We start from the raw sequence: 14,608 nt of genomic DNA on the forward strand, positions 1-14,608 counted from the left end.
AGCTTAACAATTAGATACCGTTAACGGTTGTTGACAACAGCTTTCTCTTCGTAATGAGACCTAATTAAACTGTTTGGAATAATAGCACCATTTGTTAGACTGCCTCCTTTTTCATGCCAAATAGTATACCATGGAGTATTACGCATGTGTGTTAGAGATGATAATTGTATACCAGAGTAAGATTTGTAAGTACTCCAAATTTTTTCAAGAAACTTTACATCAGAATCATTTGATAGAAGTTCGCTAAATTCCATTTTGTCTTTTAAAGTAAAAAACCTCAATGTATCTATATCTCCCTTCCCAAAATCTTTGAAAGCCTTATATACTGACTCTATTACTGGACCATATTTCCATGCTTCTGTTTGTTCAGTTATTAGAGGTCTTTTTCTTAACGCTAAATGCCAACCATGCGATATATAAACTAATTTCAAAACTTTCATTGGAGTTATTTGTTCTCCTAAATCTATTGCTTTGTAAATAAAGTAATTAGCTATAGTTATTGGGTTATACATAGAGGTTAAATTTTTTGCAAAGGTACAAATTATGTCATAATATATAATAATAATATCATTATACAAGTCTTATTAACTTAAACTTTGCAAAAAATTTATAATACTATATTTATTCTGTAAGCCTCTTATAACTCAAAACACTCTCACTATCAACTAAAAACTTCTCAAAACGTTCTGACTATTTAACCGTACGCTAAATTCATACAAATAACACTCTAAATACTTATCACTTACTTGGTTATAGATACCTAAAGACCAAACTTTAACAAACAATAAATCATACGTAAACGTTTGCTGTCGGATAATTTCCTTACCTTTATTCGGATTAAATTAATCACAATATTAAAACAGATCAATCCTGTTTCAAAACATCAGCAATAATGAGCTTTAGAGCTATTATAAAACAATTAGAAAACAATAAAGAGGTTTTTCTAAATCTTCTAAAAGACATCCCTAAAGAAGACTATCTATGGCGGCCACAACCTGAAAAATGGAACCTTTTAGAAATTGTAGCCCATCTTCTGGATGAAGAAATTCTCGATTTTAAAGCGCGAGTACAACACGCATTATATTATCCAGAAAAGGAGTTAATTCCAATTGACCCTGAAGGATGGGTTACATCTCATAATTATAAAAACAAAGATTATAATACAACACTAAACTCTTTTTTAGAAGAGCGTACCAATTCAATTATATGGTTAAAACAATTAAAAGATGTGAATTGGAATAACAGCCTAAATCATACTGAACTTGGGTATTTGTCCGCCGAACTATTTTTAAGGAATTGGTTAGCTCATGATTATTTACATATCAGGCAAATACTTAGATATAAATTTGACCTCTTAAAATCATCCTCTAACATAACTTTAAGTTATGCAGGAGATTGGTAACACCGTTTATTTATGACTTTTCATCTTGAAACAGAACGCTTAATTTTAAGAGAATTGCGGGCAACAGATTTAAATAACATGTTTAAGTTAGACTCTAATCCTGAAGTACATAGATACTTGGGTAATAAGCCTGTTAAAACAAAAGCCGAATCGCAGAAAATTCTAGAAAGTGTTTTACGCCAATATAAAGATCGTGGTATTGGGCGTTGGGCAGCAATTGAAAAATCTTCTGGCGAGTTTATTGGTTGGTCAGGAATTCGTTTAAATACAGAATTTAACATGAATGGATTTACCAAATATCATGATGTAGGGTATCGATTGCTACCAAAATATTGAGGCAAAGGGTATGCTACAGAGTCTGGAAAAGCAGCAGTTGATTATGCTTTTAATACAATGGAGCTTTCTAGAATTTATGCAACTACAGAAATTGGTAATCAAGCGTCGCATAACGCACTTTTAAAAATTGGGCTTACGCATTTAAATGATTTTTATTTTGAACCTAAACAATTACAATTACGGTGGTATAAAATGGAAAAAACTACAAACTAAAACGGACAGAAAAAATGGAAAAACAATGCTTAGAGTGCGGAGAAAAAATTGTAGGCAGAATAGATAAAAAGTTCTGTAGCGATGGTTGCAGAAATTCCTATAACAATCGTATAAACAAAGACAGCAAAAATTTAATTAGAAACACCAATAATCGTTTACGAAAAAATCATAGAATTTTAGAAAAGCTTAATCCGGATGGTAAGGTTACTCGCTCTAAAGCCACACTTGTAGAAATGGGATTCGATTTTAACTATTTTACAAGCATTTACACCACAAAAGCTGGAAAAGTATATTATTTTGTTTACGACCAAGGGTACTTGCCTATAGAGGGCGATTATTATGCCTTAGTAAAACGACAACGTTAATAACGTAACAATAAACCCCATTTATATACTAATTAGATAAACTATAAATTAAATATATGCCAGAAGTAGCAATAATCCCCATACTAATAGTCAGCCTAATTATCACTATTGGTATATTATCGTATTACTATGGCAAAAAACAAAAAATCTTAAGAAGCTTAAACAAGCTAAAGGCAAAGAACATCCTTCAATTTAGAACCAACGAACCTACTAAAGTTACCGGTAAAGTTTTGCATGTACACGAGCCATTTGTAGCACCATTTAGTAAGCGCAAATGTGTAGCTTTCGAGTTTAAAATTCAGCAAAAAAAACAACGAGGCAAAAATTCCTATTGGAAAACATTAATTGATGAAAAAAACATTCAAGATTTTTTTATCGAGCAAAAGGGAGAGGTGGCTATGATAACACCAAAAACCAATCCTTTAAACTTCAATATTTATTTAGTGGAAGACAAACGCATCTCATCAGGGTTTTTAAGTGATCCTTCTCCTGAATTTGAAAATTTATTACAAGCCTATAACATAGAAAGCACAAACCTTTTAGGGTTTAATAAAACCTTGCGCTATACAGAGCGAATTTTAGAGGTAGGAGAAACTGTAACTGTTGGTGGTATTGCAAAATGGAAAGCTATAGACACAACAATTGACGGCTACAACTATTCTAAAATAGCAACCCTAGAAAGTATTGATACACAAAAAATTATTATTACAGATTTACCAGAAGCAATATCACGAAAGAAAGCGCGCTTGTAACTATTTCCAGGTTTGCCCCTTAAGCTTCATAGCTGCTTTTAAAACATCTTTTTGACTTATCTGCCCTACTAATTTTCCATTTTCAACAATAGGAAAACGTCGTCGTTTAGCTTCTAAAAACTTTTTGGCAGCATCAAAAATATTCATGTTGCCATCTATAGTCTCTACATTTCCTGCCATGTGCTTTTCTATGGTTTGGTCTTGCATAGGCATATTATAATAACGACTCTCACTAATTTGCTTAATACAATCACCTTCAGAAATTATACCTATAAGCTCTTGTTTTTCGTTCACTACAGGACCTCCAGATATTCTATTTTTTATAAGTGTTTCCATGACACTTTCAATAGATTGATCAGGAGTAAAGGTTATCAAATTCCTTGTCATGTAGTCGCTCACTTTTAAAGGTGTGCTGTCAGCTGCTGTTGTTTGTTGTCTTCTCGACCCTTGAAAACTTTTAATGCCCATAATATTCTATATTTAGATAAACTTAAATATAGACAAAAAAAATTAGTTTTCCTAAACTACCATCTAGCTTCGTATAGTTAGAATAGTATATATTGCTGTTTGCAATACAACCTAAAACAAATAACAAAAGCCAAAATTCCAATCCTATTAAAAAATCAACAATTAGCCTCCATGCCTTTAATTACAACAATTAATAAACTTTTAAGAGATTAAGTCCCAAATTTTTATAGTTTTGGGCATCAAATAAAAACTAAAGAATGATGAAACGAATTATGTTGTTAGCGTTGTTTGCAATTACACTTCAAATTGGAGCACAAAGTAACGCTGAATTAATAAAGCATTTTGAAACTTATGGTAAACAAATGCGAGCGCAAGGAGATGTACAAGGCATTATTAACGCGATGACGCACTTAAATATTTTAGCACCTTCGGAAGCAAGAAAAGACACCTTAGCCTACATTTATATGTCTGAAGGGAAATATATGCAAGCTTTAAATACAATTGGTATTGATACCAAGGTAGACGATTCTGATATTGCTGTTGAGGTAAAAGCAATGTCTTTAAAAGCTGTAAAACAACCTGAACGTGCTTTAGTACATTTTGATGAACTCTTTAAAAGGAATGCAAGTCCTGCCCTAGCTTATGAATTGGCAGAACTTAATTTACAGCTTCAAAAATTAGATGAAGCTCTAAAGCATATTAACTATGGTTTAACCAACTCTAAACCTGATATGATGCATGCCTACTATGATAAGCAAACTCCTTATCAAGTAGCACTTAAAAGTGGCTTTATGTATTTAAAAGCCTTACAGTTATTTCAACAGGATAGACAAAATAATATAGATGCTGCAGTTGATATTTTAGATGACACTTTAAAGGCTTCTCCTAACTTTAACTTGGTAAATATTACCAAGAATGAATTGTTAAGACAAAAGCAAATGATGCAGGCTCAAGCAAATCAACCCAAACAATAAGTTAGCAACTCATAAAAAAACGAAAAAGGGATATCTTAAAAACGATATCCCTTTTTTATTTTACTCATAAGATAAATCTCTTAATAAGGACGCTCAATACGTTGTCCGTCTTTCTCTATTTTCTTGTTTAATTGAAAATTCAAATTAGAGTAAGACACTAATAATTCTTTTATAGCCTTTGCTAATTTTGGTTTAGTTGTAGTATGTAACGCTTGGGTGTCATCAAATTTATACAACATATTCTCTACTATTGTTATTCTTGATAATACTGATTGCGTTTTAAGCGTATCAGGTATAGTTTTACGCAATTCTCTCACAAGTTCAAAAACAGCTTGTTCATCTTCAAAAAAAGAAAAATCCGCTTTTTTAATGTCTTCTATTGTAATTTTTAGCTGGTCATAAGGCAGCCAAGGTTCTGTTAAAATTTCAACTTTAGGGTCTAAAGCAAATTCTAAGTATTTCAACGTTTCAATATCGCCCTTGGTAATGATACTACTATTAGTTTTGGCTGATACTTCTTCAGTTTGCTGTGGTTTATTATTACAAGCTGTTACTATAAAACAAAAACTGAGAATACTTAATACCCTTAAAATCATACGATACTTAATTTTAAATACTAGCGATGCAAATATATATTTATGTTTTGATTAATTGTATATTTGATGAACCCTAAAATCTAGTTAAAATGTTCGACAATTTTCTTTTCAATGTAGAATACGGCATCAAGCATGTACTTGATATTAACGGCTACGACCACGTTTTATTTTTAATGATACTTGCTATTCCTTATCTTTTTAAAGATTGGAAGCGTGTATTATTATTAGTATCTATGTTTACACTTGGGCATACACTGTCTCTAGTTTTAGCCGCCTATAATGTTGTTACAGTTGATGGTGCTCTTGTTGAGTTTTTAATTCCTGTTACCATATTAATTGCTGCACTTTACAATGTTTTTACTGCTGGAAAAGGCGCTCAAAAAGAACGTGTTGGCATTTTATTTATTACTACTCTATTTTTTGGATTAATTCACGGATTGGGTTTTGCAAGGGAATTCCACATTCTTCTGGGAGAAACAGACAATAAGTTGGCATTACTCTTAGAGTTTGCTTTAGGTATTGAGATAGCACAGGTTATTATTGTATTTGTAGTGTTATTTGTTGGGTATTTGGTGCAAACTATTTTTAGATTTTCCAAACGAGATTGGATTATGGTTATTTCATCTATTGTGATTGGTTTAGTGATTCCAATGTTGATGGATAGTGCCTTTTTAAGCAAAACCTAAGCTAAATAACCAGTTTTGTAAAAACTTTAACGCCTGTATATTAGTAATTAAAATATGAACATGCTATTTTCGTTATAAGCTTTTGCGTTAAGGATTGTAGTGATAGCTTTTGGTCCCGCCATTGCGGGAAACCAAAACTACAAACGTAAAGCCCGACCCGAGCGTGAAATAATTTTTAACAATTCAATAGGTTTAATCGAGGGGAATGCCCAAATAAAATTAATGCAAAGCGAAAAACAATTAAAATACGACAAAGCTTATTTAAGAATGGCCCAAGAATGGGGGAAACTATCGTATTGTAAACGCAAGCAGGTTGGTGCTATTATAGTTAAGGATAGAATGATAATTTCTGACGGTTACAATGGAACTCCAACAGGTTTTGAGAACTTTTGTGAAGATGATGAAGGTTATACTAAATGGTATGTATTACATGCCGAAGCAAATGCAATTTTAAAAGTAGCAGCCTCTACCCAATCATGTAAAGGCGCAACATTATACGTAACTCTTTCGCCATGCAGAGAGTGCAGTAAATTAATACATCAATCTGGAATTGTTAGAGTTGTATATTCTAGAGCTTACAAGGATGACTCCGGATTAAAATTTTTAGAACGTGCTGGTGTTAAAGTACAATTAATAGAAGACTTAAACGAATAATGCAGTTTGATAAAAAATATCTGCCGTTAATTTTAGGAGTTGCCATAGCTGCTGGTATTTTTATTGGTGGAAAGTTAAATTTTAGTGACGCTCCTGATCGTTTATTTACTGCAAATAGCAAAAAAGATAAACTTAATAGACTTATAGATTATATTGAATACGATTATGTTGATGATATAAATACAGATAGTATTGTTGATGTAACTGTAAATGGTATTTTAGAGAATTTAGACCCACATTCTGTGTATATCCCTAGAGATGATATGACGCGTGTTGCTGAAGAAATGCGTGGAAATTTTGTAGGTATAGGAGTTAGTTTTTATACATATAAAGATACTATTGCAGTGATACGCGCTATTGAAAACGGCCCCAGTGCTAAAGCTGGTATAAAAGGTGGCGATCGTATTATTATGGCCGATAACGATACCTTAATAGGCAATGCTTTAAAAGATGGAGAACTAGTAAAAAAGCTAAAAGGTCCGCTAAACTCTAATGTAGTACTAAAAGTATTTAGAAAAGGAGAACCTGAATTGTTAACCTTTAAAGTAAAGCGAGGAAAAATACCTATTAAAAGTGTTGATGCATCATACATGTTAACCGAAAATCTAGGATACATCAAAATAAATAAGTTTGCCGAATCTACCTATAAGGAATTTAAGAAAGGCTTAGATAAACTTATTAAACTAGGTGCTACAAAAATTGCCTTAGATTTAAGAGATAACCCTGGTGGCCGATTGGATATTACCGAGCAAATTTTAGATGAATTTTTAGAGGATGACAAGCTTATTTTATTCACTAAAAATAAACGTGGAGATATTGAAAAAAGCTATGCTACAAGTAGAGGTAATTTTGAAGATGGTAGTGTTTATGTTTTGATTGATGAAAACTCAGCTTCAGCAAGCGAAATTGTAGCTGGCGCTTTACAGGATAATGATAAAGGCACAATTATAGGTCGTCGTTCTTACGGTAAAGGCTTGGTACAACGCGAAATGGATTTAGGCGACGGTAGTGCTGTGCGTTTAACAGTCTCTAGATATTATACGCCAACTGGTCGCTCTATTCAACGACCTTATGATAAAGGTAATCGCGAATATTATGAGGACTATTATAAGCGTATTGAAAATGGCGAACTCTCTGATGAAACTAAGATAGAGATTGCTGATTCTTTAAAATTTACCACACCTAAAGGGAAAATTGTATATGGTGGCGGTGGTATTATTCCTGATGTATTTGTACCTGTAGACAAATCTATGAATAATGAAACTTTAACATATTTAAAACGCCGTGGCGTTTTTGGTTACTTTGCATTTGAAACTTTAGAAAAAGATCGTAATGCGTTTGATGGCTACAACCGCAAAGATTTTATAGACAGCTTTAAGGTATCTGATGATTTGCTGCTGGAGTTTCAAGATTACCTTAATGTAAGAACAGGCTCTAATATTACATTTGTAGCTTATCACGAAGAAGTAAAACAATATCTTAAAGCGACGTTTGCAGATCAATTATTTGGAGGAGGTGCTTTTGAAGAAGTTATCAATCAACGTGATATTATGATTGATGAGGTAATACAATTGAGTAAAGAGGATTAAACATCATGAATGTTTCTAAAAAATCAGTTTTAGCTATATTAGTTGTTTTTTTATTTCAATCATGTTCAAGAATTAAAGAAAATCCAGTCTCTCTTACTTTTGAATTGGTTAATTCCTCTTTAAAAACAGATAACCTTTTAATTTGTAACGATAAAATGTATCTCTACTTTTTAGTTAGAGATAAAAAGATTGAAGAAAAAGTTTTTGGAGACTCAAACGTTAAGAGAATACTTTTAAAGTATAAGAATAAAAATTATATTGCTTTACCTCAATGGGTATTTTCAAGCAGATTACCTAATTCATATCTAAGCTTCATAGTTGATAATAATAAAAAAGTGAACTATTTTGAAAACTTAAAAGGAAGATGGCTGATTCTCGTACAAAATGATGGCATGTCTACTTTGGGAGAAAAGTTGAATAACTGCAAGCCTTGTTCTTGGACGAAGAGCTAAATTCTTCAAATTATCTTATCATGCACCTTAGTATGCTTTCCACCATTCCAGAGCGTTAAAATATCAGTAGCTACCTGTGCTCCACTCCCGGAAGCTATAGCAAACTGACTACGCCATCCTGCCAAAGTACCAGCAACATATAAATTTTCTTCAATTAAATGATCTGTGTTTTTTAACCAAATACGATCCTTTTCAATAGCAGCTCTAGGATGAGGTTCTACAAATTGTTTCAAACCCTTAATTCGCATTAAATTAGTATAACCAACAGCTACTACTACTATTTTGGATGTATAAATGTTTTTATTAGTTCTAACTTCAAAATCACTTTCTGTCTTTAAAACCTCAAGCACTTTTTCTTTTTCAATTTGTTCTACGTGCGGATATAAATCAGATAGTTGTTGTTTACCACTTTCTAAAATAGAAGCTCCAGTGGTTCCTGGTGTTAATCCTAAAACATTATTAAACAATGCCGTTTGTAAATGTGATGATTTTTGGTGTGCTATAATACCAATGGATTTACCTTGCGCAAAAGCTTTCTGTTTTGCAGAACCCAAAACTAAAGCACAAGACATTCCTGCTGCACCTCCTCCAACAATTAAAGCATCGTACATAAACTATTTTTTATTTTTCACTTTTTCTTCAATACGTTTCGATGTTAATAAAATCAACATCAATATAATTGCGCAACACGATGCTAAAATAGTAATAAGCCCCACAATACTTTCGCCCTCAAAAAGAGCTTCGAAATTTAGTTTTGTAGCATTATAAACACCTAAAGCAAATGCTAAAACTATTATGGTATATGCAATGTATTTCATCTATAATAATTTAATTAAGCAAACAAAGCTTTTATATTATGAGCAAATAATTTAACTGCAATGGCTAATAGTATAACACCAAACACTTTTCTAATAACATTGATGCCATTTACACCTAAAAAACGTTCAATTTTAGATGATGTTTTTAATACTATAAAAATAAAAAGCACATTTAAAATTATAGCTACAATTATATTTTCCACCTCAAACTCTGCACGTAATGAAAGTAGTGTAGTTAAACTACCAGGCCCTGCCATTAAGGGAAATGCTAATGGAAAAATTGAAGCTGTCATTGGGTTAGTTTCTTCTTGCTTGTATAGTGTAATACCTAAAATCATTTCTAGAGCTATAAAAAACAAAATAAAGGCACCTGCAACAGCAAAGGAATTAACATCAATACCAATTAAATTTAAAATACTCTTCCCTAAAAACAAGAAAAGCACCATAATACAACCTGCAATTAAGGAAGCTTTTCCACTTTGTATATGTCCTACTTTTTTACGCAAATCAATCACAATAGGAATGTTGCCAATAATATCTATTACTGCAAACAACACCATAAAAGCGGTAAAAATTTCTTTAAAATTAAGCTGCATAGCTTCAAGCAGTTAAAGTTTTTACAAAGGTCTGTATTTATTATCAAATTGCCATACCAATTACCTTGTAAAGTTTAGTTATTTTTGCATCTCAATTTTAGATTAGCATGTTTCAGTTAGGCAAAACCATCGTTTCAGAAGACATCATAAAAAAAGATTTTTTATGCAACTTAAGCGCATGTAAAGGTGCATGTTGTATTGATGGAGACGCTGGTGCTCCCCTAGAAAAAGATGAGGTTAAAATTCTGGAAGATATCTATCCTAAAGTAAAACCATTTTTAAGACCTGAAGGCATAGAAGCTATTGAACAACATGGTACAAGCATAGTTACTGAAGATGGCGAGTTAGAAACTCCTCTAATACATGGTGCCGATTGTGCTTATGTTATTTTTGACGAAAACAAAGTAGCGCTTTGCGGTATTGAAGAAGCTTATAATCAAGGAGAGGTTTCTTGGAAGAAACCAATATCCTGCCACTTATATCCAATTCGCGTTAGAGATTACACTGAATTTTCAGGAGTGAATTATCATAAATGGCAAATTTGTGATGACGCTTGCGTACTTGGAAAAGAATTGCAAGTTCCCATCTATAAATTCGTAAAAGAAGCTCTTATAAGAAAATTTGGCGAGGATTGGTATGCTGAATTAGAAAAAGTTGCTGAAGACTTTTTAACACCATAAAAAACAACCTACAAATTACTATAAAACCCCTTTATTTACAGAGACTTTTACCTTTATAAACTTTTATTTTTTTTGTAAACTTTTTGATATTTCAAAAATCATAAATTATTGAAAAACAGTATTTTAACTATTTTTTTTTGTAAACTTATTGATTAACAAGCAGTTATTTGTTTGTTAAAAACTTGTTGAAAACGTTTTTACATTCGCCTAAAAACATATCAATCATTTTACAATCTTTGTTCCACTCAATTCTGAGTAAAAACACAACTTTAGCTTGTTAATAAACTTGTTAAAAATGTATTTTAAGTTTAATCAAAATGCATTTAACAATTTATAATCTTTGTTGAAGGCATTTTTATCAAAAAGGTGTTTTTCAATAGATTTTTAAAAAAAATAAGCCTTGTTTTTGGCTTGTTTCACAGGGTTCCCCTGCAGGATTTGTACGTCAATATTTAACCTATATCAACGCATGGAAATAACACATATCATTAAAAGAGATTACGAAACTACACCGTTCGTATTAGACAAAATTACCAATGCCATTGAGAAAGCGATGCTTTCAGTAAATCATGGTACACGGCAAGATGCCAAAGACATTTCAGATAGAGTTTTTGAGTCTCTATTGGCTAGGAAAGCAGTAGATTCGAGATATGTGCCTAATGTTGAGCAAGTACAAGACATCGTGGAAGATAAACTTATGGATAGTGCTTTTCATGATGCTGCAAAAGCGTTTATTCTATATAGAGACGAACAAGCCAGAAAGCGACAGTCTAATATTTTCGAAAAACGCATTAACCTTAAACCTTATGAGTATCCAGATTTATATGAATATGTGAATGCCATTAGACATTCGTATTGGATTCACACCGAGTTTAACTTTACAAGTGATATTCAAGATTTTAAAGCGCAACTAAATCCAACCGAAAAATCGGCTATAAAAAATACCATGTTAGCTATTTCTCAAATAGAAGTAGCGGTTAAATCTTTTTGGGGAGACATATACCATAAAATGCCAAAACCGGAAATAGGCTCAGTAGGTGCAACATTTGCAGAAAGTGAAGTACGCCATCATGATGCTTACTCACACCTAATAGAAATATTGGGTTTAAATGCAGAGTTTAAGGCGCTTAAAAAGAAGCCTGTAATCATGAGACGTGTACACTACTTAGAAACTGCCCTCAAGAATTCTAAGAGTGATAACATTCAAGAATATGCGGAGTCTATCCTATTGTTTTCATTATTTATAGAGCATGTATCATTATTCTCTCAGTTCCTAATTATTATGGCATTTAACAAACATAAGAATATGCTTAAAGGTATTTCTAATGTTGTTGAGGCAACTTCTAAAGAAGAACAAATACATGGGGATTTTGGTATAGATGTTATTAAAATAATTAAGAAGGAAAACCCAAGTTGGTTTGGAGATAATTACAACGAAAAAATTCAAACTATATGCAAGGAAGCGTTTGAAGCAGAAAGCGATATTATAGACTGGATTTTTGAAGAAGGAGAATTAGACTTCCTTCCAAAAAATGTTGTAAACGAATTTATTAAAAAACGTTTTAACGACTCCTTAGAAAGCATAGGCATTGATAAAGTATTTAAAATAAACGAAGAATTAGTAGCACAAACCGAGTGGTTTGATGACGAAATTATCGGAACCAAGCACGGCGATTTCTTTGTAAAACGATCCATTAACTACAGCAAAAGAACTAAAAGTATAACTAGCGACGACCTTTTTTAAACCATGAAAATTAAAAACCACCAACAACAAGAGAACAAAACAGAACAATCTCAATACGATCAACTTCTTAATGCCAGAAAAGAGCAAATTAAGAATGTAAATCAAACCCAAGCGGAACCAAAATTTGAATGGTTAACAGAAAATAGCCGTAAATTTTTAGCATCTGGGTACTTAACTGATAATGCTACGCCAGAAGAACGTATTCGTGAAATAGCAGAGAGAGCAGAACAAATTTTAAAAATTGATGGTTTTGCAGATAAATTTTATGGGTATATGGCAGAAGGTTTCTTTTCACTGGCATCTCCCGTATGGTCTAATTTTGGAAAAAAGAGAGGTTTACCAATAAGCTGTTTTGGATCTAATATTGCTGATGATATGGGTAACATATTATATACGCAATCTGAAGTAGGTATGATGTCTAAATTAGGTGGTGGTACTTCTGGATACTTTGGAAATTTAAGACATAGAGGTGCTCCAGTAAAAAATAATGGATCGTCTTCTGGAGCAGTACATATTATGCAGCTGTTTGAAAAAATGGTTGATGTTGTAAGTCAAGGTTCTGTAAGAAGAGGGCGTTTTTCTCCATATTTACCTGTAGAGCATCCAGACATAAATGAGTTTCTAGAAATTGGTACAGAAGGTAATTCTATACAAGAATTAACACACGGTGTTTCTGTAACTGATAAATGGATGGAAGAGATGATTGAAGGCGATGTTGACAAACGTTCTATTTGGGCTAAGGTAATACAACGTAGAGGAGAAATTGGATACCCATATATTTTCTTTAAAGATCATGCTAATAACCAAGCAGCAGATGTATATAAAGAGAACAATCATAAAATTGTAGCTAGTAATTTATGTACTGAAATTATGCTACCATCAAACGATCAGTGGTCTTTTGTCTGTGTGCTATCATCAGTAAATTTATTACACTATGACAAGTGGAAAGATACCGATGCTGTTGAAACCATGGTATATTTCTTAGATGCAGTTATTACCGAATTCACAGATAAACTAGAAGAATACAGAGATTCTGATGATCTAGATGACAGACAGACATTTATGTTCATGGAACGTGCCTATAATTTCGCAAAAGAAAATAGAGCGCTAGGTTTAGGCGCATTAGGTTGGCATTCTTTATTACAGTCTAAAATGTTACCATTTGATAGCCAGGAAGCTTTCAATTTAAATAGTGAGATATTTAAAACAATAGAAGAGAAATCCTATAAAGCTTCAAAAGAATTGGCTGTTTTATTTGGTGAGCCTGAAGTATTAAAAGGGTATGGAAGACGTAATGCCACATTAAACGCTATTGCACCAACAACATCCTCTGCATTTATCTTAGGGCAAGTATCGCAAGGAATCGAGCCTATTTGGTCTAATATTTATGTGAAAGATATCGCAAAAATAAAAACAACAATTAAGAATCCTTACTTGTTAAATCTATTAGAAGAAAAAGGATTAAACACCCCTGAAATATGGCGAAGTATTCGTGATCATGACGGATCTGTACAACACTTAGAAGAAGAGTTAACAGAGCTTGAGCGCGATGTGTTTAAGACTTATTCTGAAATTGATCAGTTAACCATCGTATACCAAGCCGCTAATAGACAAAACCATATTGATCAAGGACAGTCTGTAAATATTATTGTGCATCCAGATATGCCAGTAAAAGACATCAACAAGATTTATGTTACTGCATGGAAACTAGGATTAAAGTCTCTATACTATCAACATAGTATGAATGCCGCTCAAAAATTCAAACAGAAAAAAGAGTGTGCTAGTTGTGAAGGATAAATAGCGCTATAAATTTAAGTATTCCTTAATTTGGGTACTTAAAATTAAAAAGCATTCTACCTAAGATTTAGATAGAATGCTTTTTTTATGTGATGATTATTCAATTCTAGATATATTTCATATTCTAGCAAGAACGTTACTCATATTTACACAAATAAGACGTTTGGCTTGAAACTTTTACAGTAAACTTTTCATTTGCTTCGATGTCATAGCTTTCTCCAGATTTAAAAGTCTGCCATTCATTTGAGTTTGGAAGTTTTACAAGCATTTCGCCTTCAATAACCGTCATAGTTTCATGAGTACTGGTACCAAATTCATACTCGCCTTCTTCCATTACACCTATAGTAGAGTTTCCTGTATTAAATTTATAGCCTAATGATTTTACATTACCATCAAAATATTCGTTTACTGGAATCATAATAATTAGTTTTAAATTAAGTTGGCAAATATAGTTTTTTGTAAAATGCTATACACCATAAAAAAAGC

At 32.3% G+C, this 14,608-nt stretch carries 18 protein-coding genes and 1 pseudogene; 12 read left to right on the forward strand and 7 right to left on the reverse strand.

From position 1 onward, the window contains the following. Nucleotides 1–20: 20 nt before the first annotated feature. On the reverse strand, nucleotides 21–512 hold the full coding sequence (locus tag EYD46_RS06720) for a Panacea domain-containing protein (RefSeq protein WP_130936316.1): 492 nt from the start codon (nucleotides 510–512) through the stop codon (nucleotides 21–23). Between the two features lie 380 nt (nucleotides 513–892). Here EYD46_RS06720 and EYD46_RS06725 point away from each other — a divergent pair, with 380 nt between their 5' ends. The 4 genes and pseudogenes from EYD46_RS06725 (at nucleotide 893) to EYD46_RS06740 (ending at nucleotide 3,068) form a co-directional block, all read left to right on the forward strand. Then, the gene (locus EYD46_RS06725; RefSeq protein ID WP_130936317.1) at nucleotides 893–1,402 is read left to right on the forward strand and encodes a DinB family protein; all 510 of its coding nucleotides are present in this window, start codon (nucleotides 893–895) and stop codon (nucleotides 1,400–1,402) included. A gap of 12 nt (nucleotides 1,403–1,414) precedes the next feature. Beyond that, nucleotides 1,415–1,951 (forward strand): annotated as a pseudogene (locus tag EYD46_RS06730) (GNAT family N-acetyltransferase). A gap of 14 nt (nucleotides 1,952–1,965) precedes the next feature. Beyond that, entirely contained in the window at nucleotides 1,966–2,316 is a 351-nt protein-coding gene (locus EYD46_RS06735) for a hypothetical protein (RefSeq protein ID WP_130936318.1), read from the forward strand. A gap of 56 nt (nucleotides 2,317–2,372) precedes the next feature. Continuing rightward, nucleotides 2,373–3,068 (forward strand): hypothetical protein, encoded by a 696-nt coding sequence (locus EYD46_RS06740; RefSeq protein ID WP_130936319.1) that lies wholly within the window; start codon nucleotides 2,373–2,375, stop codon nucleotides 3,066–3,068. Here EYD46_RS06740 and EYD46_RS06745 read toward each other — a convergent pair whose 3' ends face one another. Then, on the reverse strand, nucleotides 3,069–3,536 hold the full coding sequence (locus tag EYD46_RS06745) for a CBS domain-containing protein (RefSeq protein ID WP_130936320.1): 468 nt from the start codon (nucleotides 3,534–3,536) through the stop codon (nucleotides 3,069–3,071). Between the two features lie 257 nt (nucleotides 3,537–3,793). Here EYD46_RS06745 and EYD46_RS06750 point away from each other — a divergent pair, with 257 nt between their 5' ends. Continuing rightward, nucleotides 3,794–4,510, forward strand: a complete 717-nt coding sequence (locus EYD46_RS06750; RefSeq protein ID WP_229731327.1) for a hypothetical protein — start codon at nucleotides 3,794–3,796, stop codon at nucleotides 4,508–4,510. Between the two features lie 80 nt (nucleotides 4,511–4,590). Here the strand turns inward: EYD46_RS06750 and EYD46_RS06755 are convergent, their stop codons facing one another. After that, entirely contained in the window at nucleotides 4,591–5,106 is a 516-nt protein-coding gene (locus tag EYD46_RS06755; RefSeq protein ID WP_130936321.1) for a hypothetical protein, read from the reverse strand. 89 nt (nucleotides 5,107–5,195) lie between these two features. On the opposite strand from EYD46_RS06755, the gene EYD46_RS06760 reads away from it, so the two are divergent. From EYD46_RS06760 to EYD46_RS06775, 4 genes are all read left to right on the forward strand, one after another. After that, the gene (locus tag EYD46_RS06760) at nucleotides 5,196–5,792 is read left to right on the forward strand and encodes a HupE/UreJ family protein (protein ID WP_130936322.1); all 597 of its coding nucleotides are present in this window, start codon (nucleotides 5,196–5,198) and stop codon (nucleotides 5,790–5,792) included. Between the two features lie 222 nt (nucleotides 5,793–6,014). Continuing rightward, a complete protein-coding gene (locus EYD46_RS06765; RefSeq protein ID WP_130936323.1) occupies nucleotides 6,015–6,446 on the forward strand; it encodes a deoxycytidylate deaminase in 432 nt (143 codons plus the stop codon). Beyond that, the gene (locus EYD46_RS06770; RefSeq protein WP_130936324.1) at nucleotides 6,446–8,035 is read left to right on the forward strand and encodes a S41 family peptidase; all 1,590 of its coding nucleotides are present in this window, start codon (nucleotides 6,446–6,448) and stop codon (nucleotides 8,033–8,035) included. The genes EYD46_RS06765 and EYD46_RS06770 overlap by 1 nt, the downstream gene beginning before the upstream one ends. A gap of 5 nt (nucleotides 8,036–8,040) precedes the next feature. After that, complete coding sequence (locus tag EYD46_RS06775) at nucleotides 8,041–8,487, forward strand: hypothetical protein (protein ID WP_130936325.1); 447 nt, start codon at nucleotides 8,041–8,043, stop codon at nucleotides 8,485–8,487. Between the two features lie 5 nt (nucleotides 8,488–8,492). Here EYD46_RS06775 and EYD46_RS06780 read toward each other — a convergent pair whose 3' ends face one another. The 3 genes from EYD46_RS06780 to EYD46_RS06790 are packed head-to-tail and all read right to left on the reverse strand — an operon-like array spanning nucleotide 8,493 to nucleotide 9,901. Continuing rightward, a complete protein-coding gene (locus EYD46_RS06780; RefSeq protein ID WP_130936326.1) occupies nucleotides 8,493–9,098 on the reverse strand; it encodes an FAD-dependent oxidoreductase in 606 nt (201 codons plus the stop codon). Between the two features lie 3 nt (nucleotides 9,099–9,101). After that, nucleotides 9,102–9,305 carry a hypothetical protein gene (locus EYD46_RS06785; RefSeq protein WP_130936327.1) on the reverse strand — a complete coding sequence of 68 codons (204 nt, stop codon included), beginning with the start codon at nucleotides 9,303–9,305 and terminating at the stop codon, nucleotides 9,102–9,104. Between the two features lie 14 nt (nucleotides 9,306–9,319). Beyond that, on the reverse strand, nucleotides 9,320–9,901 hold the full coding sequence (locus EYD46_RS06790) for a MarC family protein (RefSeq protein WP_130936328.1): 582 nt from the start codon (nucleotides 9,899–9,901) through the stop codon (nucleotides 9,320–9,322). Between the two features lie 107 nt (nucleotides 9,902–10,008). On the opposite strand from EYD46_RS06790, the gene EYD46_RS06795 reads away from it, so the two are divergent. From EYD46_RS06795 to EYD46_RS06805, 3 genes are all read left to right on the forward strand, one after another. Continuing rightward, nucleotides 10,009–10,581 carry a DUF3109 family protein gene (locus EYD46_RS06795; protein ID WP_130936329.1) on the forward strand — a complete coding sequence of 191 codons (573 nt, stop codon included), beginning with the start codon at nucleotides 10,009–10,011 and terminating at the stop codon, nucleotides 10,579–10,581. 469 nt (nucleotides 10,582–11,050) lie between these two features. Continuing rightward, complete coding sequence (locus tag EYD46_RS06800; RefSeq protein ID WP_130936330.1) at nucleotides 11,051–12,325, forward strand: ribonucleotide-diphosphate reductase subunit beta; 1,275 nt, start codon at nucleotides 11,051–11,053, stop codon at nucleotides 12,323–12,325. Nucleotides 12,326–12,328: 3 nt separating this feature from the next. Next, nucleotides 12,329–14,122, forward strand: coding sequence for a ribonucleoside-diphosphate reductase subunit alpha (locus EYD46_RS06805; protein WP_130936331.1), 1,794 nt, complete (start codon nucleotides 12,329–12,331; stop codon nucleotides 14,120–14,122). Nucleotides 14,123–14,258: 136 nt separating this feature from the next. On the opposite strand, the gene ppnP is transcribed toward EYD46_RS06805, so the two are convergent. After that, nucleotides 14,259–14,540, reverse strand: a complete 282-nt coding sequence (gene ppnP, locus EYD46_RS06810; protein ID WP_130936332.1) for a pyrimidine/purine nucleoside phosphorylase — start codon at nucleotides 14,538–14,540, stop codon at nucleotides 14,259–14,261. Nucleotides 14,541–14,608 lie beyond the last annotated feature (68 nt).

The organism is Hyunsoonleella pacifica, assembly GCF_004310335.1.
Taxonomy (GTDB): domain Bacteria; phylum Bacteroidota; class Bacteroidia; order Flavobacteriales; family Flavobacteriaceae; genus Jejuia; species Jejuia pacifica.

Excerpts from the sequence above, each read along its gene's own strand:
- EYD46_RS06780 (WP_130936326.1), bottom strand. The coding sequence starts at position 9,098 with ATGTACGATGCTTTAATTGTTGGAGGAGGTGCAGCAGGAATGTCTTGT.
- EYD46_RS06735 (WP_130936318.1), top strand. The coding sequence starts at position 1,966 with ATGGAAAAACAATGCTTAGAGTGCGGAGAAAAAATTGTAGGCAGAATA.
- EYD46_RS06775 (WP_130936325.1), top strand. The coding sequence starts at position 8,041 with ATGAATGTTTCTAAAAAATCAGTTTTAGCTATATTAGTTGTTTTTTTA.
- EYD46_RS06745 (WP_130936320.1), bottom strand. The coding sequence starts at position 3,536 with ATGGGCATTAAAAGTTTTCAAGGGTCGAGAAGACAACAAACAACAGCA.
- ppnP (WP_130936332.1), bottom strand. The coding sequence starts at position 14,540 with ATGATTCCAGTAAACGAATATTTTGATGGTAATGTAAAATCATTAGGC.
- EYD46_RS06795 (WP_130936329.1), top strand. The coding sequence starts at position 10,009 with ATGTTTCAGTTAGGCAAAACCATCGTTTCAGAAGACATCATAAAAAAA.
- EYD46_RS06790 (WP_130936328.1), bottom strand. The coding sequence starts at position 9,901 with ATGCAGCTTAATTTTAAAGAAATTTTTACCGCTTTTATGGTGTTGTTT.
- EYD46_RS06770 (WP_130936324.1), top strand. The coding sequence starts at position 6,446 with ATGCAGTTTGATAAAAAATATCTGCCGTTAATTTTAGGAGTTGCCATA.
- EYD46_RS06750 (WP_229731327.1), top strand. The coding sequence starts at position 3,794 with ATGATGAAACGAATTATGTTGTTAGCGTTGTTTGCAATTACACTTCAA.
- EYD46_RS06800 (WP_130936330.1), top strand. The coding sequence starts at position 11,051 with ATGGAAATAACACATATCATTAAAAGAGATTACGAAACTACACCGTTC.
- EYD46_RS06760 (WP_130936322.1), top strand. The coding sequence starts at position 5,196 with ATGTTCGACAATTTTCTTTTCAATGTAGAATACGGCATCAAGCATGTA.
- EYD46_RS06755 (WP_130936321.1), bottom strand. The coding sequence starts at position 5,106 with ATGATTTTAAGGGTATTAAGTATTCTCAGTTTTTGTTTTATAGTAACA.
- EYD46_RS06725 (WP_130936317.1), top strand. The coding sequence starts at position 893 with ATGAGCTTTAGAGCTATTATAAAACAATTAGAAAACAATAAAGAGGTT.
- EYD46_RS06765 (WP_130936323.1), top strand. The coding sequence starts at position 6,015 with ATGCAAAGCGAAAAACAATTAAAATACGACAAAGCTTATTTAAGAATG.
- EYD46_RS06785 (WP_130936327.1), bottom strand. The coding sequence starts at position 9,305 with ATGAAATACATTGCATATACCATAATAGTTTTAGCATTTGCTTTAGGT.
- EYD46_RS06720 (WP_130936316.1), bottom strand. The coding sequence starts at position 512 with ATGTATAACCCAATAACTATAGCTAATTACTTTATTTACAAAGCAATA.
- EYD46_RS06805 (WP_130936331.1), top strand. The coding sequence starts at position 12,329 with ATGAAAATTAAAAACCACCAACAACAAGAGAACAAAACAGAACAATCT.
- EYD46_RS06740 (WP_130936319.1), top strand. The coding sequence starts at position 2,373 with ATGCCAGAAGTAGCAATAATCCCCATACTAATAGTCAGCCTAATTATC.